Here is a 25,877-nt window from a genome sequence, read left to right on the forward strand (position 1 = left end):
GGGGCCCCTCGCGGCGTGGTGGGGCCGGCTCCGCCGGCAGGAAGAGCACCTGCCGGCCCGATAGGGGTACCACGCCGCACCCCAAGTCAAGGCCCAATCGCGCGGTGCCCACCACCCCGCACACTGCGGACACGCACACTCCTAGCCTGACCACACCGGCCCACCTGCCGTCGGACTCGCCTTCCGCAATCACACCGACCCGCCTGCCGACGTGCTCGCCTTCCGTTCTTGCACACCGACCCGCCTGCCGACGTGCTCGCCTTCCGTTCTTGCACACCGACCCGCCTGCCGACGTGCTCGCCTTCCGTCCTGACACACCAGCCCACCCGCCGTCGGCCGCTTTCCTGCCCGCCTGCCCTGCCCTGCCCTGCCTTGCCCGCCTGCCTTGCCTTGCCCGCCTGCCTTGCCTTGCCCGCCTGCCCTGCCCTGCCCGCCTGCCCTGCCCTGCCCTGCCTTGCCCGCCTGCCTTGCCTTGCCCGCCTGCCTTGCCTTGCCCGCCTGCCCTGCCCTGCCCGCCTGCCCTGCCCGCCCGCCTGCCCTGCCCTGCCTTGCCCTGCCCGCCCTCCCCGGCGGCGGGCCCACCTTCCCTTCTCACACACACCGGCCCGCTCGCCGCCGGACGCTTTCCTTGCCCCGCTTTCCTTGCCCCGCATTCCTTGCCTGCCTTCCTGCCCTGCCTGCCGAACCCGCCTTCCCGGCCACCCGCCGCCAGGCTCACCTTCCCTTCTCACACACCGCAGGCCCCCGACCACGTGGTCGGGGGCCTGCGGTGTGTCGGAGCCGGTGAGGTCAGGGAACCAGGACAACCCGGCCCAGCTGGGACCGCGCCTCCATGATCTCGTGCGCCTTCACGGCCTCGTCCAGCGAGAGGCTGGCGTGCACGATCGGCTTCACCTTGCCCGCCAGCACGAACTCGATCAGCTCGCGCTGGCCCGCCGCGAACTCCTCGGGGCGCTTGTAGAGCATGGCGTAGACGCTGAAGCCCGCGACGGTCTTCATGCCGAACAGGTGCATCGGGTTGATCATCGGGATGTCGGCGCCGGACGCCGAGCCGTAGAACACGAGCCTGCCGAAAGTTGCCAGTACGTCGAGGCTCTTCAGCAGGATGTCGCCGCCCACGGTGTCCAGCACCACGTCGGCGCCCTTGCCGTCGGTTGCCTCTAGGACCTTGTCCGTCCAGTCGTCCGACGTGTAGTCGAAGGCGTGGTCTGCGCCGAGTGACTTGGCGAACGCGAGCTTCTCGGGGCTGCTCGCCGTGGCGATCACTGTGCCTGCGCCCAAAGCTTTGGCCACCTGGACGGCCAGGTGGCCTACGCCGCCTGCTGCGGCGTCCACCAGGACCGTCTCGCCTGGGCGGACTGCGGCGCTGAACTTGAGGATGCCGTAGGCAGTCTGCGCGGGCGTCGTCAGTGCGGTCGCCTGTGCTGCGTCGATGCCCTCGGGGATGTGCAGCAGGCCCCTGGCCGGTGCGATGACGAAGTCGGCGTAGGCGTCCTGGTGGACCTCGGTCACCACGCGGTCCCCTGCGGTGACGTCCACCACGCCGGTGCCGATCGACTCGACGATGCCCGCTACGTCACCTCCCGGTGAGCCGGGCAGTTCGGCGGGGCCGCCGATCGGGATGCCCTGGCGGCGTTGGACTTCGGCGAAGTTGACGCCTACGGCCTCTACGCGGATCAGCACCTCCCCCGCGCCGGGTGCGGGCTTGGCTGCCTCGTCCACCTGCAGCACCGACGGTGCGCCGAACTCGTGGTAGCGAACGACTCTCATGACACTGGCTCCCCAAAGATTGTGGTGGACAAGGACTTCAGGCTCCACCGGTGAAGCGCAACGCCTGGCCGGTGATGTTTCCGTTCGCTGCGGAACCCAGGAAGAGGACGGCATTGGCCACGTCCGAAGGCACGGAGAGCTTTCCCGAGGCCAGGGTCTTCGCCTTGGCCTCGAGGGCTTGCGGCGGTGCGAAGCGCACCACGTTCTCCGTCAGGGTCTGGCCCGGCAGCACCACGTTCACGAGGATGCTCTCGGGAGCCAGCTCCCACGCCAGGCTGCGTGCCATACCCAGCAGGGCGGCTTTCGCTGCGCTGTAAGCGGTTCCGCCCACCATGCCGTACTCGGCCAGGCCGCAGGACATCATGACGATCCGGCCCCACTCGCGGCCGCGCATGGCTGGCACCGCGGCCTGGATCGTGTGGTACACGCCGTCTACGGTCGTGCGCAGCACTTCCTGCCACGTGGCCGACGGCACGTCCTCGAACTTCGGCATCGGGCGGCCTGGGCGGGGAATGCCGTCGCTCCAGGCGATCGCGCTCGCCACCAGCACGTCGATGCCGCCCCACTCGCTGACGACCGCGTCCACCGCGGCGCGGATCGACTCGAGGTCGGTCAGGTCGTAGCGGACGACTAGTGCGGAGCCGCCCGCCTCGCGCACCAGGCGGGCCGTCTCGTCGGCGCCGTCCTTGTTGTCGTGGAAGGTGACGGCGACGCGGGCGCCGTCCGCGGCGTAGGCGAGAGCCGTCGCGCGGCCGATGCCCGAAGAGGCACCGGTCACCAGCACGACCTTGTCCCGAACTGCAGTTTCCATCGGCTGGAGACGTCCTTTCTCAGGAGAGTGCGACCGGAAGCGATGCGAGGCCGCGCAGGTTGAAGCTCGGCCGCCACTCGGCCTGCCCCGGCTCGACGGCGAGCCGCAGCTTCGGGAACCTCTGGAACAGCCTGCTCAGCACGATCTGGCCTTCCATCCTGGCCAGAGGCGCGCCGACGCAGTGGTGGATGCCGTGCCCGAACGACAGGTGACCCGCCGCGGCGCGGCGCACGTCCAGGCGGTCGGGATCGGCGTACTTGGCGGGATCCCGTCCGGCCGCGCCCAGCGCGATCGTGACGAACTCCTGCGCGGGGATGTGCACTCCCGCTACTTCGATGGGCTCGGTGGTGTAGCGCCAGGTCGCGTTGGCCAGCGGGGCGTCGTAGCGCAGGATCTCGTCGACCGCGCCCGGCCACAGCCCTTCCTCTGCCTCCACCAGCGCGCGCTGGTCGGGGTGCGTGAGCAGCGCCAGCACGCCGGTGCCGAGCATGTTCACCGTCGTCTCGTGCCCGGCGACCAGCAGCAGGAACGCCATCGACATCAGCTCGGTCTCGTCGAGCTTGTCGCCCTCGTCGCGCACCTGGATCAGCTCGCTGAGCATGTCCTCGCCCGGCTCGGCGCGCTTGTCCGCGATGAGGCCGCGCAGGTAGACGACCATCGCCTCGCTCGCGTCCAGCACCTCCTCGCCACCGGAACCCGAGGTGAGGGTGTTCGACCAGCCGCGGAACGTGGCCCGGTCGTCCTGCGGAATCCCCAGCAGCCAGCAGATCACCGTGAACGGGATGGGGAACGCGAGCTCCTCGATGAGGTCCGCGCTCTGTTTCCCCTCCAGCGCGTCGAGCAGCTCGTCGGTCAGCGCCACGATCCTCGGCCGCAGCGCCTCGACCCTGCGCGCCGTGAAAGCCTTGCCCACCAGGCGACGCAGCCGGGTGTGGTCGGGCGGGTCGCTGTCCAGCATGGTGGTGCTGAGCTCGGTCGCGAACTGCTTGCGGGTACCGACCTCCTGCAGGAACTCAGCCCGCCGCACCGGATCGACGAAGTTCTGCGGGATCAGGCCGTAGCCCACCCGCATGTCCTTGCTCAGCCGGGGATCGACGAGCAGCGCGCGGGCCTCGTCGTAGCCGGTGACGACCCAGGTCTTGATCCCGTTGGGGGTGGCCATGACGTGCACCGGCGAGCTGGCGCGCAACGCGGCGAGCACGGGGTGCGGGTCACGGACGTAGCCGTCGTCGAACAGTTCGAGAATCTCTTGCGGCGCAACGATGTCCGTCATGGTTTGGTTCCTCTCTTCGGCAACGTGCGCCGCGGTCAGGCGGAGACCTCGTAGGTCGCCCAGCCCCCGGTCGATGAGAAGCCGAGCTTGCGGTTGAGCGCGAGCACGGCGGAGTTGGTCTCGTCGTTCCACGCCTGCACCAGTAAGACCTGCGGCTCGGTCCCGGCGACCCAGGAGAGCAGCTCGGCCTTCAGCTGGGCGGCCAGGCCCTTGCGGCGGTGCGCGGGCAGCACCAGCACCTCGCCCGCGTCGGCCATCGGGCTGTCCCGCACGAACATCGTGCAGTAACCGGCGATCTCGCCGGTCGCCTCGTCCACAGCCGCGGTGACGTAGCACCGGTGCCGGGCCCGCTCCGCCTCGGCCTCGCGCTCCCGCACGTCGGCGGCGGTGGCCTGACCGACCCGCGCCTGCCCGTTGATCGGCACGTCCAGCTCGCTCCACGCCTTCGCGTACGAGTCGACGAGGTCGTCGGGGCAGCCGTCGTTCCAGCGCACGAACCGGTACCCGGCAACGGCTTCCGCCGCGATGGCGGCGCCCTTCAGCTTCAGCCGGTTGCGGACGTTCACGACGATCCGCTTGCCCCCGGCCGACTCCGCGAACGCGTCGGCCTCCGCGGTATGCGGCGCGTCGACCAGCAGCCTGGTCCGGCCGCGCGCGGCGAGCTCCTCGCGTGCGGCGTCCACCAGCAGACGCCCGGCGCCGCGGCGCCGGAAACCGGGGAACACCCACAGGGAACCGTGCCCGGTGTCCAATGTCGCCGAGAGGTCGAGGCCGAGCTTCACGTATCCGGCGGGCTCGGCGCCGTCGTAGACCGCCAGCACGACGCGGTCGGTTCCCCTGCGCTTCTGCAGCAGCCGCGCCATCAAGTCCTCCGACGCCGGCGGATCGTCCGGCAGCGCAACGCGCATGGTCTCGGCAAAGCCGGGGAACAGTGCCCGCACGGTCGCCTGGTCGTCTCCGTCGAGGGTTCGGATTTCCATGCTCGTCATTCAGCCAGACAGGACGCCTCGCGCGCAGTGGCCGAACACCGGATTCCACCGAGCTTTCAGCGTTCTTCCAGCGGGGCAACGGGTTTCAGGCCGACTCCAGGGCTCTTTCAGACGGTCCCGGCAGCGTGAGGCGCAACGCACCTGAGACTTCACGAGGGAGAACCATGAACACCGTGCAGGCGCAGCTGGTCGGCAGCTGGACGACGGAGCTGGACAACGACGGCACCCCCGCACTCGGCCTGGTCGCCTTCTCCGCTGACGGTGGCGTCACGTCCACGCAGCTCAACACCAAGCACATCGGACTCGGCACCTGGCGTGCCACGGGTGCGACGACGTTCGAGTACGCCTTCCACATCCTGGCGTCCGACGACGAGGGCAAGCACGTCGGCGAGGCCCGCATCCACGTCGAGGGCGAGATCGTCGACGACGGCACCTGGGTCGGTACCGGTGGCGCCACCTTCTACAACCCCGAGGGCAAGTCCCTGCGCGGCCACGGCGGCTCGAAGGTGGTCGCGAAGAAGTTCGGCATCGGCAAGTAGCCACCCTCGATCCTGGAGCTCGAATGTCCGCAGGCCCAGATTCACAGATCGCGGCGGAATTCCCTTCCACCGCACTGCCCGCGTCGTTCTGGAGCGGACTCGCCGCCCAGCTGTCCGGTGAGCTCGTCCTTCCCGGCGACCCCGGCTACGTCTTCGCCAAGCAACTGCAGAACTACGAGTTCGACGCGATCGAGCCGGCGGCCGTCGCCTACTGCGAAACGGCGCGGGACGTGCAGGCGTGCCTCAGGTTCGCCCGCGGTCACGACGTCCGGGTCCACATCCGCAGCGGCGGGCACAGCTTCAACGGCTGCTCGACCGGCACCGGTCTGGTGATCGACGTGTCGCGCATCAACCACGTGATCGCGGGACCGACCGTCCAGCTCGGCGCGGGCAGCCAGTCGGTCGACGTCCTGGACGCCCTGCACCGGCAGGGCGCCCAGGTCGTCACCGGGACCTTTCCCACCGTCAGCGCGGGAGGATTCCTCTCCGGCGGCGGGATCGGCTGGCAGACGAGGAAGTTCGGCATCGGCAGCGACCGGATCGTCTCCGCGCGGGTGGTGCTCGCCGACGGCAGGCTGGTGCACTGCTCGGCCACCGAGGAGCCGGACCTGTTCTGGGCCGTGCGCGGCGGAGGCGGCGGCAACTTCGGTGTCGTCGTGGAGTTCGAGGTCCGGCCGATCGAGGCACCACTGCTGGTGGGCTACGAGACGACCTGGCCGATCTCCGCTGCCGCCGAGGTGATGGCCGCCTGGCAGGCGTGGTGCATGGACGGCTCGGAGGACCTCGGCTCGTCGCTCGTCGTGCTGCCTGCCTTCGGCCCGGACAACCCGCCGATGGTCAAGGTCTGGGGCGTGCACCTGGGTTCCCGCGACCAGCTGGACGCCGCGCTGGACGAGCTGGCCGAGCGGGTGGGTGTGGCGCCGTTGAGCCGGACGAGCAGCGACCCCGCGCCCTACGGCAAGGTCATGCACAGCCAGCTGTGCGGCGGGAACGGCCTGGCCGAGTGCCACCGGACCGGCTCCAACCCGGTCGCGGTCGGCCACCGGCACCCGTACACCCGGCAGAGCTACCGGCTGATCGACCGGGCGCTGGACGTCCAGGAGACCGCCGAGGTCATCCAGGCGTGGGATCCGTCCCTGAACCGGGAGCGCTACGTGCTCTGCATCGCCATCGGCGGTGCGGCCAACCGGGTCTGCCGGACGGAGACCGCGTACGCCCATCGCGAAGCGCAGTTCCTGATCGGCTACCAGATCGCGCTGCGCGGCGACGACCGTCCAGCCGAGGACGTCGCGTTCATGAACGCGTGGGCGGACCGCGCCGACGCGCTGCTGACCCCGCTGTCCTGCGGTGCGTACGTCAACTTCCCGAGCTCGAACCCCGACGCGGACTGGCTGTCGGAGTGCTACGGGGAGAACCTGTCCCGGCTGCGCAGGGTCAAGCGGAAGTACGACCCCACCGGGATGTTCCAGCACGCACAGGGCATCTGACCGATCCCGTGGACGAGCCGACCGCCGCCATCGAGCGGGCCCTGTTCACCCTGCGCCGTCTGCACGCCCGCCGCACGCCGTCCCGGACGGCGTGCGGTTCGGCGTGGGACAACGCGCTCATCGCCGTGCTCGACGCGATCGACCAGACCGGCGAGCGCCCGTGCACCGTTTCCGCGGTGGCCAAGGCGTTGCACGTCGACCTGTCCAGCGTGAGCAGGCTCGTGGCGCAGGCGGTCGAGGCAGGCCTGGTGGAGCGGACAGCGGACCAGACAGACGGCCGCAAAGCGGTGCTGGTGCTGACCCCCGACGGACAAGCCACGGCCGAGAAGGTGCAGGCACTGCGGCGTTCACTGTTCACGCAGGCGATGGCCGGCTGGCCCGCGCACGAGCAGGCGACCTTCAGCCGCCTGCTCGTGACGTTCACCGAGCGGTACGAGGCGGTCGTCAACGCCGACCGCCCCTGAGCTCAGGACAGGCCGGCCAGCAGGCGGTGGCGGTACGCGGCCACCAGCACCGCTGCCAGCAGGGCGATGCCACCCGCCAGGACGAAGTACGCGGGCAGCGGGATCCCGGTGGTGAGCCGGTACAACTGCCCGCCGATCACCACACCGACCGCGCCGAACAACCCGTTGACCGCGAGGAACCTGCTGCCGTAGCCGGGCGGGGCCACCGAGGCGGCCAATGCCAGCCCCACCGGGGCGATGGCGACCTCGGCGCAGGAGAAGAGCAGGTAGACCACCAGCAGCCACATCGGCGTCACCGGGCCGCTCTGGGCATCAACCGCCGCCACGGCCATCAGCACGAAGCTCAGGCCTCCGGCCGTGAGTCCGGCGGCGAACTTGACCGGCACGGTCAGCCGGTCGCCCGCCCGGACCCACAACCACGCGCACAGCGGCGCGATCAGCAGCACGAACAGCGGGTGCACCGACTGGAACCAGCTGGCGGGCACCTCGTACCCGCCGACGGCGCGGTCGGTGTCGCGTTCGGCGAACAAACCCAGCACGGACCCGGACTGGGCGAAGATCATCCAGAACGTCGACGCCGCCAGCATCAGCAGGGTGAAGCTCCGCAGCCTGGCCCGCGGCATCTCGAGCGCGCCACGCCGCCGCAGCGTGTTCAGGAACCAGAACGGGACGACGAGCGTGCCCAGGCCGAACAGTGCGAGAACGGCCTGCAGCGGAACGGTTCCGCTGGCGACTCCCGCCACCAGCACGACGGCCACGGGTACGGCCACCGCCGCGGTTCTCCGCAGCACGCGCTGGATCTCGGCGGGCGGGAGCGGATGAGCCGGGTAGCGCCCCAGGTCGCCGAACTTCCGCAGCCCCAGGGTGAACTGGACCAGTCCGAGAGCCATCCCGGCCGCGGCCGCGGCGAACCCGAGGTGCCAGGCCACCTTCTCGGCCAGGAACCCGGTCACCACCGGCGCGATCACCGCGCTGACCTGGATGCTCATGTAGAACAACGAGAAGACGGCTTCGCGGTCGCGGTCGTCCGAGCCGCCCGTTCCGCCGACCATCGCGGCCATGGCGGGCTTGACCAACCCGGTTCCCGTCGCCACCAGGAACAGTCCCAAGTAGACAGATGCGTCGAACGGCAGGCTGAGCGTGACGTGCCCGGCGACGATCAGCCCGCCGCCGAGCAGGACCGACCGCCGGGCGCCGAGCACCCGGTCGGCCAGCCAGCCGCCGGGCAGCCCGGCCATGAAGGCCAGCGAGATGTAGCAGGCGAACAGCGCTGTCGCCGTCTGCCCGCTCATCCCCTGCCCACCGTCAGCGACCGGTGCGGCGAGGTACAGCACGAGGATCGCCGCCATCCCGTAGAAGCTGAAGCGCTCCCACAGGTCCACGACGAACAACGTGCCGAACCCTCGGCGTCCGGGAGCGGAAGTCGTGCTCGGTTCGTTCGCGGTCGCGACCATGACGGCCCTTCTCAGGTAGCGGTGCCCAGCTTCGAGATCAGGGAGGTGTCGTGCACGCCCTTGACGAACTCGGGGGTGTCGAGGATGCGCAGCAGGGCGGGGATCGTGGTCCTGATGCCCTTGCCGGTGATCCGGAACTCGCTCAGCGCCCGGCGCATCCGCGCCACCGCCTGCGGCCGGTCGGGCGCCCAGACGACGACCTTGGCCAGCAGCGAGTCGTAGTCGGGGCTGATCCGCCAGCCGGCACGCGCATGCGTGTCGACCCTGGTGAACGGTCCACCTGGCGGCACGAACTCGTCGATCAGACCGGCCGCGGGCAGGTAGTCCCGGTCGGGATCCTCCGCGTTGACCCGGCACTCCAGCGACACGCCCCGGCCGTCGAACTCCAGGCTGAGCGGCAGACCCGCGGCGACCCGCAACTGCTCGCGGACCAGGTCGATGCCCGTCACCATCTCGGTCACCGGGTGCTCGACCTGGATCCGGCAGTTGATCTCCATGAAGTAGAACTCGTCGTCGACGACGAGGTACTCGAACGTGCCCGCGCCGACGTAGCCGACAGCCTTCGCGCCCGCCACCGAGGCCTCCGCCATCCGGCGGCGCAGGCTCTCCGGCAGCTCGGGCGCCGGGCTCTCCTCGATCAGCTTCTGATGGCGGCGCTGCACCGAGCAGTCGCGCTCGCCGAGGTGGACGACCTCGCCGTAGGAGTCCGCGAGCACCTGGACCTCGACGTGCCGCGCGCTCTCGCAGAACCGTTCCATGTAGACAGAGCTGTTGCCGAACACGGCCTGTCCCACGGCACGCGTGCTGCGGTAGGCCTTGGCGAGGTCCCGCGGGTCGCGCACCACCGTCATGCCCCGGCCGCCACCGCCCGCGGTGGCCTTGATGATCACCGGGTAGCCGATCTCCGCGGCGAGCGCCGTCGCCTCGGCCGCGCTGTCCACAGTGGACCTGCTGCCGGGCAGCAAGGGCAACCCGGCCTCGGCCATCGCGGCGCGCGCCGACGCCTTGTCGCCGAGCCGCGCCATCACCTCGGGCGGTGGCCCGACGAAGACGAGACCGTTGTCGGCGCAGATCTCCGCGAAGTCCGGATCCTCGGAGAGGAACCCGTATCCGGGGTGCACCGCCTGTGCTCCGGTGGCGAGTGCCGCCTCCACCAGCGCGGGCGCGAACAGGTAGCTGCGGCGGGCGGGCGGCGGGCCGATCTGGACGGCCACGTCGGCGGCGCGCACCGCCGCCGAGTCCGCGTCCGCGGTGGAGTGGACCACGACGGTGCGGATGCCCATCTCCTGACAGCTGCGAACCACGCGCAGGGCGATCTCACCCCGGTTCGCGACGAGTACCGTGTCGAACACGATCTACTCCTCCTGCTCGGCCGGAGCGATGACGAGCAACGGCTGGTCGTACTCGACCGCCTGACCATCGGCGGCGAGCACCTCGGTCACCGTTCCGGCGCACGGCGCCACCACGGCGTTCATCAGCTTCATCGCCTCGACGATGCCGACCTGCTGCCCTTGCGCGACAACGTCTCCGACCGCCGCGAACGGACGCGCACCCGGCTCGGCCGCCACGTAGAACGTGCCGACCATCTCGGCCCGCAGCACCTCACCGGTCGGCTCGGCCTCCAGCGCATTCCCTTCGCCGGACGGCACCACGGAGCCCGCTTCGCCCACCGGCCACTCGACCTCGACGCGCACCGACCCGGCCGCCATCACGACCCGCGTCGCACGCCCGGCGGGCCCGCGGACCAGATCGCCCAGACTCCGGCACAACTCACGCACCGTCTCCCGTTCGTCGGCGAGGCTCGGTGGCTCCTCGCCCAACGGGAGCCGGTCAGGCACGATGCTCATGTCACTTCTCCTCTGCCGAGCCCGCGGAAACGCACCCGCCGGACGATGATCAGCTCAACGCTTCCTGTGCTCGCCGACTCGGCGAGCGACCAGGCAACGGCCACGCGCGGCGGCACCTCGCACACCCGATACGCGACGCTCACGCCACCTCACCCCCGCCGAGGCCGAGCCTGCGGAAACGCAACCGCCGCGCAGCGACCAGCTCAGCGCTCTCCCTGCCCACCAGCTCGGCGAGCGACCGCGCGACGGCCTGCCGCAGGAGCTCGGACGCGGCAGCGGGATCGAGGTGGCTGCCGCCGTCCGGCTCGGGCACCACCGCGTCGACGACACCGGCCCGCAGCAGGGAAACCGGGTCGATCCCCAGTGACGCGGCGGCGAGCGGTGCCGCGGCCGCGTCGCGCCAGAGGATCGACGCGCACCCTTCCGGGCTGATCACGGAGTAGGTCCCGTTCTGGGTGATGAGCACGGTGTCGGCGACGGCCAGCGCGAGTGCGCCGCCGCTGCCTCCCTCACCGGTGATCACGGACACCACCGGCACGCCCAGTCCGCCCATCAGGCGCAGGTTCTCCGCGATGGCGACGGCCTGGCCGTTCTCCTCGGCCTCGATCCCGGGAAACGCGCCGGGGGTGTCGATCAGCGCCACGACCGGCGTGCCCAGCTTCGCCGCCAGTCGCAGCAGCCGCGCCGACTTGCGGTAGCCGGCGGGCGAGGGCATGCCGAAGTTCCGCGCGACCAGTTCGGCCGTGTTGTGCCCCTTCTGGTGGCACAGCGCCAGCACCGGGAGGCCGTCGAGCACGCCGAATCCCCCGACCAGTGCGGGACAGTCCGCGCCGAGCCGGTCGCCGTGCAGCTCGACGAAGCCGTCGAGCAGATGCGCGACGTGGTCCAATCCGGTCGGCCGGTCGATGTGGCGGGCCAGCTTGACCGTGTCCCAGCCGGACGCCGCAGCGAGATCAGCAGAGCCCAGCCGGACGTCGGGCAGGTCCGCGCACCACCGCGCGGGGGCGCGGTCGGTGACCGCGAGCAGCCGCGACAGCGTCGCGCGCAGCTCGCTGCGGGGGCGGACCAGGTCGACGAGTCCCTTGGCCAGCAGGTACTCCGCGGTCTGGAACCCCTCCGGCAGGCGCTGGCGGATGGTCTGCTCGATCACCCTGGGGCCGGCGAACCCCATGCGGGCACCGGGTTCGGCGACGACGACGTCGGAGAGCGTGGCGAACGACGCCGCCACTCCCCCGTACGTGGGGTCGGTGACCAGGGTGATCGTCAGCAGGCCCGCCTCGTCCAGTGCGGCGAAGGCGTTGCTCGTCTTCGCCATCTGCATCAACGAGAGCGCGCCCTCCTGCATCCGGGCACCACCGGAGGCGGTGACCACCAGCAGGGGCAGGCGTTCAGCGAGTGCGGCCTCGGCCGCGACCGTGATCGCCTCGCCCTCCGCGGCACCCAGGCTGCCGCCGAGGAAGCGGAAGTCCATCACGGCGGCCACCAGCGGCCTGCCGTCGATCGACCCCCGCACCACGACGACGCCGCGTTCCATGCCGGTGTCGGCACGCGCGGAGGCGTGCCGCTCGGCATAGGCCCGGACGTCCACGAAGGACAGCGGGTCGACCGTGGTGCCGGGGACACCCAGCTCTTCGGCACCGTGGTCGAAGAGCTGGGCGATCCGTTGTGCGGCACTGAGTCGCGAGTGCCAGCCGCAGTCCTGGCAGACGCGGAGCTCGCGGGCGAACCGCTTCGCGTAGATCGTCGTCCGGCAGTTCGAGCAGACGTACCAGTCCGCCTGCGTGCTCACTTCGCGTGCGATCGTCACCGGTGTTCCTCCCTTCGTCGTCGTCGAGCCGATCACCGGGCACGGCACGCCCGCGACCGCCGCGCCGTACCTGGCCAGCCCCTGCAGCACGGTGTCCCAGTCCACCGGGAGCTCAGAGCTCCGGCTGTGCGCCGTACGCAGCCACGACCCGGCAGACCTCGAACGGCTTGGCGCGCGAGTGGTCGCGGAACGGCCGCAGCGGCGCCGTCTGGTCGAGGTGGCCCTCGCTGCGCTCCCACTCCTCGAACACCTGCCAGCTCGCCCACCGGCTCACCACCGTGTAGCTCGCCGGGTCGCCGACCGAGCGGAGCAGGTGGTTGCCCAGCAGGCCGGTCGTCCCGGCCATCCGGGCGCTCGACTCGTGGTAGGCGTCGAGCACGGCCTGCTCGTCGTCGCTGGAGTGGTAGAGGATCACCTGGACTTCCTGGCTCATGAGCCACCTGGCAGGTGCGCGACCACCGTCATCGTCGTCATCGACCCACCGCTGCGGTACGGGTGCAGCTTCTGGCGGTGCTCGAGGTGTCCGTCGCTGGTCTCGAACTCGCGGAACCGCGGCTCGTCGACCCAGTCGCTGACGATGTAGTAGATGTCCTCTTCCTCTTCACTGCGCGACAGCCACTGGCCGAGGTTGGCCGGGTGACTGGTGACGGAAGTGCCGACCTCGAGCCACTTCTGCTCGAACTGGCCGCCGAGGCCTGGCTTGATCTGCATCCGCAGCATCACGCGGAAAGCCATGTCAGATGCCCCCGTCCACGTTGATCGTCGCGCCGGTGACGTACCGGGAGAGGTCGCTGAGCAGGAAGAGCACCGGCCCGGCGATCTCGTCGGTGGTGCCCAGCCTGGCCAGTGAGGTCTTCTGCGAGTAGGTGGCGCGCAGGCCTTCGGCGCGCTCGGCGGGCATGTCGTCGAACGCCTCGGTCTCGATGACACCGGGCGCCACGACGTTGACCCGCACGCCCTTGGGGCCGAGCTCCTTGGCCAGCGACCGGGTGAGACCGATCATCGCCGACTTCGCGGCGGTGTAGTGCGCGCGCAGCGGGATGCCCGCGGCGGCACCGCGGGAGCCGATGTTGACCACCGACGCCCCGTCGCCGAACAGCGGCAGCGCCTGCTGGATCACCCGGTACGCGGCGGTCAGGTTGGTGTCGAGGATCCGCGACCACTCGTCGGCGGGGAGCTTCTCGAACGGGATGTGGCTGATCACGCCGGCGTTGTTGACCACGCCGTCGAGGCTGCCGAAGCGCTCCTTCGCCTCCTCCAGCAGGCGGTCGATCTCCTCGATCTCACCGACGTCGGCGCGCACGACGTGGTGCTGGCCGCCGGTCTCCTTCAGTTCGCGGGTGAGGCTTTCGACCGCTTCGCTTTCCTGCCGGTAGCAGGTGATCACGTCCGCGCCCGCCCGCGCGGCGGCCAGCACGATGCCGCGCCCGATGCCTCGCGAGCCGCCGGTGATGAGGAGCTTCTTGTTCTGCAGTCCGAGTTCCATGACGTTGTCCCTTCGCGCGGATCTAGACGCAACCGTCGGCGTGGATGTCCTGACCGGTGATGTACGAGGCCAGGTCGCTCGCCAGGAAGAGCACGACGTTCGCGATCTCCTCGACGGTGCCGAGCCTCTTGACCGCGGACATCTGGCTGAACATCGCCCGCTGGCGAGCGGCCACCTCCGGCGGCATCGCGTCGAACGCCTCGGTGTCGATCCGGCCGGGCGAGACGACGTTGACCCGAATGTTGCGCGGGCCCAGCTCCCTGGCCAGCGAGCGGGTCATCCCGACCAGCCCGGCCTTGCCCGCGGTGTAGTGCGCACCGCCCGCCATGCCGATGAACGTGACGATCGAGCCGAGGTTGACGATCGACGAGCCGGACGCCAGCAGGTCCAGCGACAGCGCCCCGTGGATCAGCCGGTGGGCCGAGGTCAGGTTCCCCTCGACGGCGGCACCCCACCCCGCGTCGGTCAGCTCGGCGTACGGCTGGGGGCTGAACTCACCGACGTTGTTGACGAGCACGTCGAGCCCACCGAAGTGGCTCTGCGCCTCGGCGAGCAGCCGGGCGGTTCCGTGCGCGTCCGACACGTCGGCTTCCACGATGCGGTGGTCACCCGCGGTCTCGGCGAGCTCGTCCTCCAGCCCGCGCACCGCCTCCTTGCCCTTGCGGTGACAGGTGATCACGTTGGCGCCTGCGCGTGCCGCGGCGATCGCGATGCCGCGACCGATCCCCCGCGAGCCACCGGTGACCACGACCCGCTTGCCCTTCAAGGCGAAATCCACACTCATCTGAAGTTTCTCCTGTGCCTGTGCGAGATTCAGCGGGTCACGGCCGCTGCGGCGGACTCGAGCTTGCCCTTGATCAGTTCCATCTGGACGCGCGTGTTGCGGTTCAGCCGGTCGGTCATGGCCGCGTCGTCGATCGGCGCGTCCGGCTTCATCTTGAAGTCCTGCACCCAGCGCATCAGCACACCGCCGGGCTTCTGCTCGTACTCCCAGTGGATGACCATGTACTGGAAGACCCCGGTCTCCACGCGATGCGCGTCGACCGTCCGCCGCACCGGGTCGGGGGTGCGCTCGGAGACCCAGCTCCAGACCTTGCCGTTCTCGTCCGGGTGCAGGGAGAGCCGGAACCGGACCGTGTGGCCGGTGTTCTCGATGATCTCCGCGCTGGCGTACTCGCTGAACAGCCGCGGCCAGTTCTCGACGTCGTTGGTCATGTCCCAGACCAGGTCCATCGGCGCGTCGATCAGGATCTCGTTGTCGGTGTGCCCGATCATCACGCGCTCACCGCCGACAGGAGTCCGTTGACGTAGTCCACGGCCTGGCGCGGCGTCTTCATGTGGTCGACGGCCTCGTCGGGCATCGTGATGCCGAAGGTGCGCTGGATCCTGCCCGCGAGCTCCAGGATCGCGAGCGAGTCGTAGCCGAGGTCGCCGAACTGCTCGTCCGGCCGCGATTCGTCCAGCTTGACGGCGTCGTCCACACCGGCGCAGGATCCGAGGATCCCGGTCAGGTCGGACAGGGTGAAGCTCTTCATCCGTGTGCTCCTCATCGTTGCGGACCTTGGTGACCTAGCTGGGAAACCGCCGGTTTCCCTTGCCCAGCACGAGCGCGGCGGTGAACCCTCCGTGACCTCTCGCCAGCACCAGCGCGGTGCTGGGCCGGGTCTCGCGCGAGTCGTCCATCACCAGGTCGATGTCGCAGCCGGGCCTGAGCGTCGCCGGGCCGACGGTGTGCGGGACGACACCGGCCGACATCGACAGCAGTGCCGTGGCGACGTCCAGCGCCGCGCCACCCGCGTACAGCCGTCCGGTGAGCGTTTTCGGTGCGGTGACCGGAACTCCGCGCGGGCCGAACACCTCGGTGATCGCCCTGGCCTCGGCGAGGTCGAGCGCGGGAACACCAGCGGCGTCGGCGAACACGACATCCACTTCGGACGGTTCGAGACGGGCCTGCTTCAGCACCCGGCGGATCGTGCCCGCCAGCGCGGGCGGTCGGCCGGAGCCGGGTGGCGGGTCGAAACCGGCCGCGTACCCGAGCAGCGAACCGTAGTGCGGGACGTCTCGAGCGGCGGCCGAAGCGGCGCTCTCGACGACCATCATCGCGCCGCCCTCACCCGGCAGGTAACCGGACGCGTCGACGTCGAACGGGACGTACGCCCGCTGCGGATCATCCACAGTGGACAATTGGCCGGTCGCGAGCTGCGCCACGAGGCCGTACGGGCACAGCGAGGCGTCGGTGCCGCCGCTGAGCACGACCTTGGAGCCCTCGGCGACGAGTCGCCGCGCCTGCCCCAGCGCGTCCAGCGCGCCCGCCTGCTCGCTGCAGAACACGCCGCAGGGGCCGCGCATCCCGTGGCGGATCGAGACCTGCCCGGTGGTCGCCGCGTAGAACCACGCGATGGACTGGTAGGCGCCGACCCACGAGGGACCGTTGGTGTAGAGCCGTTCCATCTCGTGCTGGCCGAACTCCGTGCCACCCGACGAGCTCGCGGTGACCACGGCCATCTCGAACTCCGGCATCGATGCCGGGTCGAGGTGCGCGTCGTTCAGCGCCGCCTCGGAGCCCGCCAGCGCGAGGTGGGTGTACCGGTCCGTCTGCGGGATCAGCCTGCCGGGAACCAGGTCTCGCGCGAAGAACCCGGAGACCTCACCCGCCAGGCGCACCGGGTACGGGCTCGGGTCGAACAGGGTGATCGGGGCGATCCTGCTCTTGCCGCCGAGCACCGACTCCCAGTGCTCACCGACGTCGAGACCGGTGGGCGCCAGCACACCGAGCCCGGTGATGACCGGCGGTTCCTCCCGGATCAGGGACGCGTGCATCGGGATACCTCCTTACCGAATCGAAGGCCGCCCGGTCACAACCGGCTCAGCACGAGCGCGCTCTGGAAACCGCCGAACCCGCTGCCGACGCTGAGGATCGTGTCCATCCGGTGCTCCCGGGCGACCACGGGCACGTAGTCCAGATCGCACTCGGGATCCGGGGTGGACAGGTTCGCCGTCGGCGGCACGACCTGGTGCCGCAACGCCATCGCGCACGCCGCGACCTCGAGCGACCCGATCGCGCCCAGCGAGTGCCCGATCATCGACTTGATGGAGCTGACCGGAACCTCGTACGCGCGCTCACCGAGACTGCGCTTGAACGCCGCGGTCTCGTGCCGGTCGTTCTGCTTCGTGCCGGAACCGTGCGCATTGATGTAGTCCACTGTGGATGGATCGCGTTGCGCGCGGTCCAGCGCCACCCTGATCGCCTCGGCCATCTCGCGACCGTCGGGCTTGAGGCCCGTCATGTGGAACGCGTTGCTGCGACTGGCGAACCCGGCGATCTCACCGTAGATCCGCGCACCACGTGCCCGCGCGGCCTCCAGCTCCTCGAGCACCATCACGGCCGATCCCTCGCCGAGGACGAAGCCGTCCCGGTCGGCGTCGAACGGGCGGGACGCGTGCTCGGGGTCGTCGTTGTTCGACGTCGTCGCGCGGATGGCGTCGAAGCACGCCGAGGTGATCGGGGACAGCGGTGCGTCGGTCGCGCCGGCCAGCACGAACTCGGCGCTCCCCTCCTCGATCAGCTTGGCACCGTGCCCGACGGCGTCCAGGCCGGACGTGCAGCCGGTGGAGATCAGCGACACCGGGCCCTCGGCGCCGACCACCCACGCCACCTCGACGGCGAGCGTGCTCGGCACCATGTACCCGTACAGCTGCGGTACGCCGTACTCGTGGTCGACGAGCCACTCGCGGCCGCCGTCCGACAGGACCGCGTACTCCTGCTCGAGCCCCATCGTGCAGCCGACCGCGCTGCCGATGCTCACCCCGATCGCCGACGGGTCCGCCGACGACAGGTCGAGGCCGCTGTCCGCGAGAGCTTCGCGGGACGCGACCACGGCGAACTGCGCCGCCCGGTCCATCCGGCGGATCTCCTGCGGTGACAGGCCTTCCGCGGCCGCGTCGAACGAGCACTCGGCGGCGACCCGCGAGCGGAACCTCGAGGCGTCGAACAGGCTGATCGCCCTGGTGGCCGTGCGACCGGCGGTCAGCAGCTCCCAGAACGCCTCACGACCGGTGTGGCCCGGTGCCACCACGCCGATCCCGGTGATCACCGCTCGGCGGGTCACGGAGCACCGCCGACGTCGGGGCCGGCCGCGTCGGGATCGGCGACCTGCTCCGTGTCGACGTGCCCCAGTTCCGGCCGCGGCGCGAGCGGTGACAGGTGGAACACGCACCGGGCGGGCGCGTCGCCGACGTTGCGCAGCCGGTGGCGCGCGCCGATCGGCACCAGCACCGAGTCACCGGGGCCCAGCGGCACCACGGCGTCGTCGAGGGTGATCTCGAGCCTGCCGTCGATCACGTGCAGGAATTCCTCGGAGTACGGGTGGTAATGCTCGGTCACGTGCTCGCCGGGCGCGAGGGTGAGAAATCCGCCGAATCCCGACGTGCACCCCACCGTCTTCGGGCTGAGCGTGACCCTGATGTCGCCGCCGCGTTTGCGGTTCGGAACGGCGTCGCTTTCCGCGACACGGGTCTGCCTGGTCGCCGTCATCGAGCACCGCCCATGTTCGCGCCGGCCACCTCGGTGATCAGGCAGCCGTTTTCCGGAGTCCACGAGTAGAAAGGAACCGCCATCGCGTCCTTCGGTTCCCGCCAGCCGGGGTCGAACGGCGAGATGGACTCCGAGAGCTTCTTGTTGAGCTCGCCGTACAGCGGGTGGCTGCGCGCCTTGTAGAGGCCGGGAGCGATGTCGTGGTCGGCCTCCACGAGGTGGAAGTAGAGGTTGTGGAAGGCGAACAGGGTGCGACGGGAGACGCCGATCATGTGCGGCAGCTCCGTCCCGTCCGAGGCAGCAAAGGCTTCGGCGACATTCGGCGCATCGGCCGGATCCATTCTCGCCACGATCAATGTCCGGTGCACAGGCGGTCCTTCCGACGTCTTCATTCCGTTGTGTCAGCTTGCCCCGTGCTCCTGGAATGAATCTGTAAGACCGCTGAATCAAGACCGCCGAATCAACTACCGGGCCCAGAACGAACAAAAGCCCACCAGCAGCACGCTGGTGGGCGGGTGGAGAATTGCTCGAAGCCGAATCGGCAGGACTATCCGAAAACCACGCTGGACTTGCCGGGCGCCGCCTGCGCGACCACTACCGGAAGTGGCACCAGCACGCCGCCCTCCGCGTGCCGCTCCTGCTCGAGCAGCAGCTTCAGCGCGGGCTTGAGCAGCTCCGGCACGACGTACCCCGTCTCGCGCTCGTCGAGCAGGTAGACGTCGACGAGGTACTCCAGCGCGGCGGCGGCGTCCTCGGCTTCGATGCCTGCCCGCGTGGCCACCTCGCACGCCTCCCAGCGCATCCGGTCGCCGCGGACGAGCACCCGCAGCACCGCGCGGCAGTGGACGGGCAGGTTGCGGAAGCTCGACTCCACCGTGCCGAGGAGGCTCTGCGCGCCGCCGGGGAGCTCGGACAGCAGCAGCTCGTCGGCGATCATGCGGTCCAGCAGATGCGCGACGATCTTGGAGGACCGGCTCGCGAGCTTCACGGCCACCGCGCGCACGGTCAGCGGCAGGCGGCCGCACAGCCGGATGAGCTCGCGCACGGCGTCCGGCTCGGCCGAGCGGCGTTGCGGGCCGACGATGCGGTCGAACATCAGCTCGGCCTCGTTCTCCCGCAGCGGGGCCAGGTCGATCTGCTCGCCGATCGAGAGCGTGTCCCGCCGGTACCGGTAGCTGACGATGAGCGCGCAGCCCGAGCCGCCCGGCATGAGCGGTCGCACCTGCGACGCCGTGAACACGTCGTCGACGACGATGAGCACCCGGCGGTCGGCCGTCCAGGTCCGGAACAACGCGCTCAGCTCACCCAGCCCGGTGGGCAGGGTCTCCCTGGCGAAACCGCAGGCGCTCAGGCAGGCGGCCAGCGCGTTCGACAACGGCACGCTGCCCGCGTCCACCCCGGCCAGGTCGACGTAGAGCTGCCCGTCGGGGAACTCGGGCCGCAGTTTGTGCGCCGCACGCGTGGCCAGCGCCGTCTTGCCCGCACCGGGCGGACCGTGGATCTCGACGACGCGCATGGCCGCGGCGCCGTTCGCCGGGGTCTTCCCCAGCTGGTCGGCGATCCGGCCGAGCTCGTGCTCCCTGCCGACGAAACCGGGCAGGTCCGGCGGCAGCTGCCGGGGCACCACCGCGGCCCGCGCTTCGACGCGCTGGGTCGCGACGGGGGTGACGAACAGCCCCGGATCCTCGGCCAGCATCGCCTCGTGCAGCCTGCGCAGCTTGTTCGTCGGCTCGAGCCCCAGCTCCTCCACGAGCCTGCCGCGGGCGGCGCGGAAGACCTCGAGCGCCTCCGTGCGACGGCCGCACCGGTACAGGGCGACCATCAGCAACCCGGTGAAGCCCTCGTGCGTGGGGTTCATCCGGACCAGGCCGGCCAGCTCCTCCAGCACGTCCTGGTGCCGGTCGAGCTGGAGCTCGGCGCTGAACCGCTGCTCGAGCGCCCGCTTCCGGCGCTCCTCCAGCTGGGTGCGCCACGCGTCGAGGCGCTGGCTCGCGCTGACGTCCATCAGCGCCCCGCCGCGCCACACGCCCAGCGCTTCGGTGAGGCTGCTCGCCGCCGTGTGGTAGTCCGCGGCCTCGAGCGCCACCCTCCCCTTGGTGACGAGCCGGTCGAACCGGTCGATGTCGGTGATCTCGCCCGGCCCGAGCCTGAGCTCGTAACCGCCGACCTTCGTCAGCAGTGCGGGCTGCCTGCCCGCTTCGCCGGAGCCCTGCCGCGTGGGGAGTGCGGACTCGCTGGTCAGCCGCAGTCGCCTGCGCAGCTGGTAGATGTAGGTCTGCAGGGTCGTGGCCGCGCTCGGCGGCATCCCGCCCTCCCACATCTCCTCGCAGAGCTGCTCGACGGTGACCAAGGAGTTGGCGTTGAGCACCAGCAGCGCGAGAACTCGCCTGAGCTTGGGTGCCGATGGCGTGACGTCCTCACCGTCCCGGCACACCTTTAAAGCGCCCAGCAAAGAGATCTCGATCATGCGATACTCCCCAATTTCGCTTGAGAACCTGACGCCGGCTTCACCTGGCCAAGAAAGTGGAACAACGGCCGCGCCGCGAATTCATTGAGCGCTCAACCACAGGTTTCGTTGAAAGCTCAACATGCCGACCTTTACCTTCACCCCGGGCCGACACTATCAGAAACGGCATTTTTCAATCCGGCAAATCGGACACATCGAAAGTTACACTAAAGGATTCACTCGATTGCAGTAATCACGTTATGTAATTAAGTAAAAGAGCCTTTAACGTTCGAGAAAGACACTGGTCACAGGCGCAGCCTCACGTCACACTGCGTGAGCCAGTTCTCCAGCTGCAGCACCATTTCCATGCTCGCGCGCTCGACCCACGCGAAAGCCCCACCCATGGCGTCACCCGGCTGCAGCGCCGCACGCGTGGCCTCGATATCCAGGAGCGGTGTGACCTGCGCGGAACCGTCCGCCATCAGCTCGACGAACCTCGACCGCACGAATTCTCCGTATCGCACCTCCTGGGTGGTGGGATAGGCGCTCTTCCGCCGATCGAGTACCGCCTGTGGCAGCAGATCGGCCACCGCCGTTCGCAGCAGGCCCTTCTCCTGCCCGTTGACCCGTTTCACGGCCGCCGGAACGTTGAACACGTACTCGACCAACGCACGGTCACAGAAAGGAGCGCGCAATTGAACGCCCGCGGACATGCTCAGCCGGTCGGCCCGGTCTAGATGTGTAGGAGCCCAGCGAGTCAGCGCCAGATACGTGATCTCGCGCGCCCTCGCCTCCTCGGTTGTCTCGCCCGCCAGCCGCGGCACTTCCCGCAGCGCGTCGCGGTAGTGCTGGTCGGCATAACCGAGGAAGTCCAGCTCCAGGCGCAACGACCGGTCGATGAGCGAACAACCGAGTCCACCGGCCGCCGCGTCGTGCCCGCGTTCGAAGGAGACCCACGGAAAAGTGTGTGCGTTGCTGTGTGCGGGGTCGTATGCCCAGAAGTAGCCGTTGAACAGCTCGTCGGCCGTCTCGCCGGACAGCACCGCCGACACGCCGTGCTTCTTCAGCGCGGCGAAGAAGAGCACGAGTGAGACGTCCATGTCGCCGAGCGGCGACGGCATGTCCTGGCTGCGCATGGCCGTTTCGTGCGCCGACAGGTCGGACAGCCCCTCGGTGTCGAGGAGGATCTCGGTGTGCCGGGTCCCGACGTGCTCGGCGACCATCGTGGCGAACGGCGCGTCCGGCGTCGCCCGCATCGTCGGGTGCGGCTCGAAGTTCTCGGCGTAGCCCGCGAAGTTGAGCGAGAACGTCGACAGGCCCGCACTGCCCGCGCGCTGCCTGGCCAGCGCGGTCAGCGCGCTCGAGTCGATGCCGCCGGACAGCATGCAGGCGACCTCGACGTCCGCGTCGAGATGACTCTCGACGGCGTCCGCGAGCAACGACCGCACGGTCTCCACGGTCGTGTCCAGGTCGTCGGTGTGCTCACGGGCGGGCAACGTCCAGTACCGCTGCTGGGTCGGGCCTTCCCGCCGTTGCACGGCGATGTGCCCCGGCCGCAGCTCGTCCACACCGCGGAACACCGTGGTGCCGGGCATCTTGCCGTGGGCGAAGAGCTCGCGCAGTCCGGTCGCGTCGACCTCGGCCTCGATCGCGGGGTGCGCCAGCACCGCCTTCGGCTCGGAGCCGAAGAGGATCCCGTGCGGCAGTCGCGCGTAGGTGAGCGGCTTGACCCCGAGCCGGTCGCGGGCGAGGAGCAGCCGCTGCTCCCGGACGTCCCACACGGCCAATGCGAACATCCCTTCGAGCCGTTCGACGAAGGCGGTTCCCCACTCGAGGTAGGCCCGCAGCGCGACCTCCGCATCGTCGCCCCGGCGGAAGGGACCGGTCCCGGCGAGCTGACGGCGGAGCTCGCGGTGGTTGGTCACCGCACCGTCCAGCACCAGCACCGCCGCGGTGGTCCCGCCGACCTCGAAGGTGACCGGCTGCGCACCGCCCTCGACGTCGCGCAGCGCCAGCCGGCGATGGCCGAGCGCGGCGTGTCCACCCGCCCACTCGCCAGCACCGTCGGGCCCGCGATGGGCCAGCGTGTCCGCCATCCGGCGGACGGTGCCCTGCTCGGCGCCGAGGTCGCGGTCGAAGTCGACCCAGCCGACGATTCCACTCATTGCACGGTCCTCCCAGTACTCAGATCACGCCGGTGGCCTGTTGATACAAGAAAGTTCCCGGTGACTTCGACGAGTCCGAGGCCGCAGCGTTCCACCGCCTCAACGATTTCTTCGAGGCTCGGTACCCGGTCGGCGGGTAGCCGCAGGCCGAGACGCCGTTCCGAGGTCTGGACGCCATAACGCTCGATGAGCTCCTGATAGGCAGGCGCCACCTGGTCGACGTCGCTGATCAGTCGGAAGTGGACAGCCGTGTGCTCACCGCGCCAGGTCAGCGCTCCGCGGCTGCCGCCGTCGAAGTTGTGCCGCCAGGCGCTGCCGGTGGCGACGACGAGGCGTTCCCGCCACGGGTGGACTCCGGCGGGCAGCACGAACTCCCGGCCGCTGCGCCTGCCCGTGAAGTGCAGCAGCGCCAGGTGTTCCGCGACCGGTCCCGGATCCGGCTGGGACAGCAGGGCGACCATGCGGCGGTTGGCCGCGTCCCGCTCCAGCGCGTCCGGAACGATCCGCTCGATGGCGTGCGAGGTGGTCATGCCACCACCGCCGCGCCGGTGGCCAGGCAGCCGGCCATGGCGAAGGCCATGCGCACCAGGTTCCAGTTCCGCCAGGCGATCCGCGGATCCTGCCAGCCTGCCGGGATCCCGTCCGGCTCCAGCGCCTTGACCCGGTTGTTGATCGGCACGTTCTTCGTCTGCGACACCGCCGCCACGCCGGCCATGAACACCGCCGCGACGACGAAGAGCGCCCGCCGCTCCGGCTGTTCCGCCTGGACCGCGAGGAACACGTCGATCAGCGTCGACCCGGCGACGATGAACGGCATCACCCGGTCGTAGTGCCTGCCCAGCAGCTTGTGCGTGAACACGTACCGGTCCGGCGGCATGGCCAGCAGCGCGGGCATCACGCTGATCGCCACGGCGAACAGCACACCGGCCACCAGTCCGCTGCCCGCCAGCGCCAGCACGCTCAGGAGTTCCAGCAAGCCGTTCACCTGTCCCCTCACCAATTGAGAAATTCACCACCCGTGGGCGTGAAGCTGCCACCGGCTGCTGGGACGCCGCTGGAAGAAGGCTGAACGACGCCGCCTCCATCGATGCTGTGGCCGATGTTCCAGCTGTCCGGGGTTCCCTCGCAGAGATGACCACCGCATCGAGCCGAGGAAAGGACGTGGACATGCCCGCCGAACGGACATCGGTCCTGATCGCAGGAGGCAGCATGGTGGGCCTCTCAGCCGCGCTGTTCCTTGCCCGCCAAGGGATCGACACCCTGCTCGTCGAACGCCACGAGAACATCTCGCAACACCCGAGGGCGCAGGCGACGAGTCCGCGGACCATGGAACTGCTGCGGCCGCTGGGGCTCGAGCCCGAGGTGCGCGCGGCGGAGACGCCCAATGCCAGGTACGGCAACATCCTGCAGGTCGAGTCGCTCGCCGGTGCGGAACGAGGCTGGTTCGACGGGCCGTTCCGGACCGAGCAGAACGGCGTCAGCGCGACCGGCTGGACCCTGATCGGCCAGGACCGGCTGGAGCCCATCCTGGCCAAGCACGCCGTGGCCGCGGGCGCCGACCTGCGCTTCGGCACCGAACTGCTGAGCTGCCAACAGGATTCCGACGGCGTCGACGCCGTGCTGAGGAACCCGGACGGGACCGAGACGACCGTCCGGGCCGACTACCTCATCGCGGCCGACGGCAACAGGAGTGCAATTAGGACAAACCTCGGGATCGGGACACACGGCCGCGATGTGTTCGGCCGACAGATGATCATCTTGTTCCGCGCCGACCTGACCGAGCACGTCGCAGGCCGCGAGTTCTTCCTCTGCTTCGTCAGCAACTCCGAGGTCCACGGCGTGCTGGGCCAGCTGGGCGCGACGGACGCGGACCGATGGTGCCTCGCGCTGAGCCTGCAGCCCGGCGAGCGGCACGAGAGCTACACGCCGGAACGGTGTGCCGAGCTGATTCGGTCTGCAGTGGGCAATCCGGACATCGCAGTCACGGTGGACAATGTGGACAGTTGGGAGATCGCGGCGCGGGTGGCCGACCGGTTCCGCGACCGGCGGATCTTCCTCGCGGGCGACTCCGCCCACATCATGCCGCCCACGGGCGGCTTCGGCGGGAACTTCGGCGTGCAGGACGCCCACAACCTGGCGTGGAAGCTCGCGATGGTGCTGAAGGGCGCTGCGGGGCCGGACCTGCTCGACACCTACGAGCGCGAGCGGCTGCCGCTCGCCGACGTCGTCGCCGAGCAGGGCGTGATCCGCTACCTGCAGCGCAGCGGGCTGGACGAGGCCGCCGCGGCCCGGCACCGCCCGGAGTCGACCGTCCTCTTCGGACACAACTACAGCGCGGCCGATGCCGAGCTCGACGTGCTGCTCGAGGACCCGACCGAGCCGTCGGCCCGCCCCGGCACGAGGGCACCGGATCTGACGCTGCGGCGCGATGACGAGGAGATCAGCGTGCACGACCTGATGCTGGGTGGCTTCGTGCTGCTGGCCGCGGACGGCCGGTGGCGGGAAGCGGCCAGTACTGCCACCGCGCGCACCGGGGTCGACATCGACGCGAAGATCCTCGGCAGCGACGTGCAGCCCGCGGGCGACACGTCGTTCACCGACCGCTACCAGGTGGGCGACCAGGGCGCCGTGCTGATCCGGCCGGACGGGTTCATCGCGTGGCGCAGCGCGGACCTGCCAGCCGACCCGGCGGGCACGCTCACCTCCGAGCTGCGCCGGACGCTGTGGCGCGTCACCGAGCCGGAAAGCGCTCTTCGCTGACACACCGAACGACGAAGGTGCCGGGTTCGGATCGAACCCGGCACC

At 70.1% G+C, this 25,877-nt stretch carries 27 protein-coding genes; 4 read left to right on the plus strand and 23 right to left on the minus strand.

The window, feature by feature from the left end:
- Nucleotides 1-789 precede the first annotated feature (789 nt).
- Genes FKR81_RS19560 through FKR81_RS19575 form a run of 4 tightly spaced genes read right to left on the minus strand, consistent with a single transcriptional unit; the run spans nt 790 to nt 4,834 of the window.
- Nucleotides 790-1,770, minus strand: a complete 981-nt coding sequence (locus FKR81_RS19560) for a quinone oxidoreductase family protein (protein ID WP_146353542.1) — start codon at nt 1,768-1,770, stop codon at nt 790-792.
- A gap of 37 nt (nt 1,771-1,807) precedes the next feature.
- A complete protein-coding gene (locus tag FKR81_RS19565) occupies nt 1,808-2,581 on the minus strand; it encodes an SDR family NAD(P)-dependent oxidoreductase (RefSeq protein WP_146353543.1) in 774 nt (257 codons plus the stop codon).
- A gap of 19 nt (nt 2,582-2,600) precedes the next feature.
- Nucleotides 2,601-3,854 (minus strand): cytochrome P450 family protein, encoded by a 1,254-nt coding sequence (locus FKR81_RS19570; protein ID WP_146353544.1) that lies wholly within the window; start codon nt 3,852-3,854, stop codon nt 2,601-2,603.
- Between the two features lie 35 nt (nt 3,855-3,889).
- The gene (locus tag FKR81_RS19575; protein WP_186763054.1) at nt 3,890-4,834 is read right to left on the minus strand and encodes a GNAT family N-acetyltransferase; all 945 of its coding nucleotides are present in this window, start codon (nt 4,832-4,834) and stop codon (nt 3,890-3,892) included.
- Nucleotides 4,835-5,007: 173 nt separating this feature from the next.
- On the opposite strand from FKR81_RS19575, the gene FKR81_RS19580 reads away from it, so the two are divergent.
- The 3 genes from FKR81_RS19580 to FKR81_RS19590 are packed head-to-tail and all read left to right on the plus strand — an operon-like array spanning nt 5,008 to nt 7,333.
- Entirely contained in the window at nt 5,008-5,382 is a 375-nt protein-coding gene (locus FKR81_RS19580; RefSeq protein ID WP_146353546.1) for a hypothetical protein, read from the plus strand.
- Between the two features lie 23 nt (nt 5,383-5,405).
- A complete protein-coding gene (locus FKR81_RS19585; RefSeq protein ID WP_146353547.1) occupies nt 5,406-6,869 on the plus strand; it encodes an FAD-binding oxidoreductase in 1,464 nt (487 codons plus the stop codon).
- Nucleotides 6,870-6,877: 8 nt separating this feature from the next.
- Nucleotides 6,878-7,333, plus strand: coding sequence for a MarR family winged helix-turn-helix transcriptional regulator (locus FKR81_RS19590; protein WP_146353548.1), 456 nt, complete (start codon nt 6,878-6,880; stop codon nt 7,331-7,333).
- 2 nt (nt 7,334-7,335) lie between these two features.
- On the opposite strand, the gene FKR81_RS19595 is transcribed toward FKR81_RS19590, so the two are convergent.
- From FKR81_RS19595 to FKR81_RS19680, 19 genes are all read right to left on the minus strand, one after another.
- Nucleotides 7,336-8,787: a peptide MFS transporter gene (locus FKR81_RS19595; RefSeq protein ID WP_146353549.1), complete on the minus strand. Its 1,452-nt coding sequence runs from the start codon at nt 8,785-8,787 to the stop codon at nt 7,336-7,338.
- An 11-nt stretch (nt 8,788-8,798) separates the two neighbouring features.
- Nucleotides 8,799-10,139 (minus strand): acetyl-CoA carboxylase biotin carboxylase subunit, encoded by a 1,341-nt coding sequence (locus FKR81_RS19600; protein ID WP_146353550.1) that lies wholly within the window; start codon nt 10,137-10,139, stop codon nt 8,799-8,801.
- A 3-nt stretch (nt 10,140-10,142) separates the two neighbouring features.
- Entirely contained in the window at nt 10,143-10,634 is a 492-nt protein-coding gene (locus FKR81_RS19605; protein WP_146353551.1) for an acetyl-CoA carboxylase biotin carboxyl carrier protein, read from the minus strand.
- Entirely contained in the window at nt 10,631-10,777 is a 147-nt protein-coding gene (locus FKR81_RS43635) for a hypothetical protein (RefSeq protein WP_186763055.1), read from the minus strand. The genes FKR81_RS19605 and FKR81_RS43635 overlap by 4 nt, the downstream gene beginning before the upstream one ends.
- Nucleotides 10,774-12,441: an acetyl-CoA carboxylase carboxyltransferase subunit alpha/beta gene (accA, locus tag FKR81_RS19610; RefSeq protein ID WP_146353751.1), complete on the minus strand. Its 1,668-nt coding sequence runs from the start codon at nt 12,439-12,441 to the stop codon at nt 10,774-10,776. The genes FKR81_RS43635 and accA overlap by 4 nt, the downstream gene beginning before the upstream one ends.
- A 112-nt stretch (nt 12,442-12,553) precedes the next feature.
- Nucleotides 12,554-12,874 (minus strand): antibiotic biosynthesis monooxygenase family protein, encoded by a 321-nt coding sequence (locus FKR81_RS19615; RefSeq protein WP_146353552.1) that lies wholly within the window; start codon nt 12,872-12,874, stop codon nt 12,554-12,556.
- On the minus strand, nt 12,871-13,176 hold the full coding sequence (locus FKR81_RS19620) for an antibiotic biosynthesis monooxygenase family protein (protein WP_146353553.1): 306 nt from the start codon (nt 13,174-13,176) through the stop codon (nt 12,871-12,873). Before FKR81_RS19620 ends, FKR81_RS19615 begins: the two co-directional genes overlap by 4 nt.
- Before the next feature lies 1 nt (nt 13,177).
- Nucleotides 13,178-13,927, minus strand: a complete 750-nt coding sequence (locus FKR81_RS19625; RefSeq protein ID WP_146353554.1) for an SDR family NAD(P)-dependent oxidoreductase — start codon at nt 13,925-13,927, stop codon at nt 13,178-13,180.
- Nucleotides 13,928-13,949: 22 nt separating this feature from the next.
- Entirely contained in the window at nt 13,950-14,711 is a 762-nt protein-coding gene (locus FKR81_RS19630; protein ID WP_235921646.1) for an SDR family NAD(P)-dependent oxidoreductase, read from the minus strand.
- 29 nt (nt 14,712-14,740) lie between these two features.
- Nucleotides 14,741-15,202: an SRPBCC family protein gene (locus tag FKR81_RS19635; RefSeq protein ID WP_146353555.1), complete on the minus strand. Its 462-nt coding sequence runs from the start codon at nt 15,200-15,202 to the stop codon at nt 14,741-14,743.
- Nucleotides 15,202-15,462, minus strand: a complete 261-nt coding sequence (locus tag FKR81_RS19640) for an acyl carrier protein (protein ID WP_146353556.1) — start codon at nt 15,460-15,462, stop codon at nt 15,202-15,204. Before FKR81_RS19640 ends, FKR81_RS19635 begins: the two co-directional genes overlap by 1 nt.
- A 34-nt stretch (nt 15,463-15,496) precedes the next feature.
- Nucleotides 15,497-16,747: a ketosynthase chain-length factor gene (locus FKR81_RS19645; RefSeq protein WP_146353557.1), complete on the minus strand. Its 1,251-nt coding sequence runs from the start codon at nt 16,745-16,747 to the stop codon at nt 15,497-15,499.
- A gap of 35 nt (nt 16,748-16,782) precedes the next feature.
- Nucleotides 16,783-18,036, minus strand: a complete 1,254-nt coding sequence (locus FKR81_RS19650; RefSeq protein WP_146353558.1) for a beta-ketoacyl-[acyl-carrier-protein] synthase family protein — start codon at nt 18,034-18,036, stop codon at nt 16,783-16,785.
- Nucleotides 18,033-18,461, minus strand: coding sequence for a cupin domain-containing protein (locus tag FKR81_RS19655; protein WP_146353559.1), 429 nt, complete (start codon nt 18,459-18,461; stop codon nt 18,033-18,035). The genes FKR81_RS19650 and FKR81_RS19655 overlap by 4 nt, the downstream gene beginning before the upstream one ends.
- A complete protein-coding gene (locus FKR81_RS19660; protein WP_328593149.1) occupies nt 18,458-18,853 on the minus strand; it encodes a TcmI family type II polyketide cyclase in 396 nt (131 codons plus the stop codon). The genes FKR81_RS19655 and FKR81_RS19660 overlap by 4 nt, the downstream gene beginning before the upstream one ends.
- 155 nt (nt 18,854-19,008) lie before the next feature.
- Nucleotides 19,009-20,928, minus strand: coding sequence for an AfsR/SARP family transcriptional regulator (locus tag FKR81_RS19665; RefSeq protein ID WP_146353561.1), 1,920 nt, complete (start codon nt 20,926-20,928; stop codon nt 19,009-19,011).
- A gap of 284 nt (nt 20,929-21,212) precedes the next feature.
- Nucleotides 21,213-23,072, minus strand: a complete 1,860-nt coding sequence (gene asnB / locus FKR81_RS19670; protein WP_146353562.1) for an asparagine synthase (glutamine-hydrolyzing) — start codon at nt 23,070-23,072, stop codon at nt 21,213-21,215.
- Nucleotides 23,069-23,602, minus strand: a complete 534-nt coding sequence (locus FKR81_RS19675; protein ID WP_146353563.1) for a hypothetical protein — start codon at nt 23,600-23,602, stop codon at nt 23,069-23,071. The genes asnB and FKR81_RS19675 overlap by 4 nt, the downstream gene beginning before the upstream one ends.
- Nucleotides 23,599-24,057, minus strand: a complete 459-nt coding sequence (locus FKR81_RS19680) for an anthrone oxygenase family protein (RefSeq protein WP_407936534.1) — start codon at nt 24,055-24,057, stop codon at nt 23,599-23,601. Before FKR81_RS19680 ends, FKR81_RS19675 begins: the two co-directional genes overlap by 4 nt.
- Nucleotides 24,058-24,203: 146 nt before the next feature.
- Here FKR81_RS19680 and FKR81_RS19685 point away from each other — a divergent pair, with 146 nt between their 5' ends.
- Complete coding sequence (locus tag FKR81_RS19685) at nt 24,204-25,832, plus strand: FAD-dependent monooxygenase (protein WP_146353565.1); 1,629 nt, start codon at nt 24,204-24,206, stop codon at nt 25,830-25,832.
- Nucleotides 25,833-25,877: the final 45 nt, after the last annotated feature.

The sequence above is a fragment of the Lentzea tibetensis genome (assembly GCF_007845675.1).
GTDB lineage: Bacteria > Actinomycetota > Actinomycetes > Mycobacteriales > Pseudonocardiaceae > Lentzea > Lentzea tibetensis.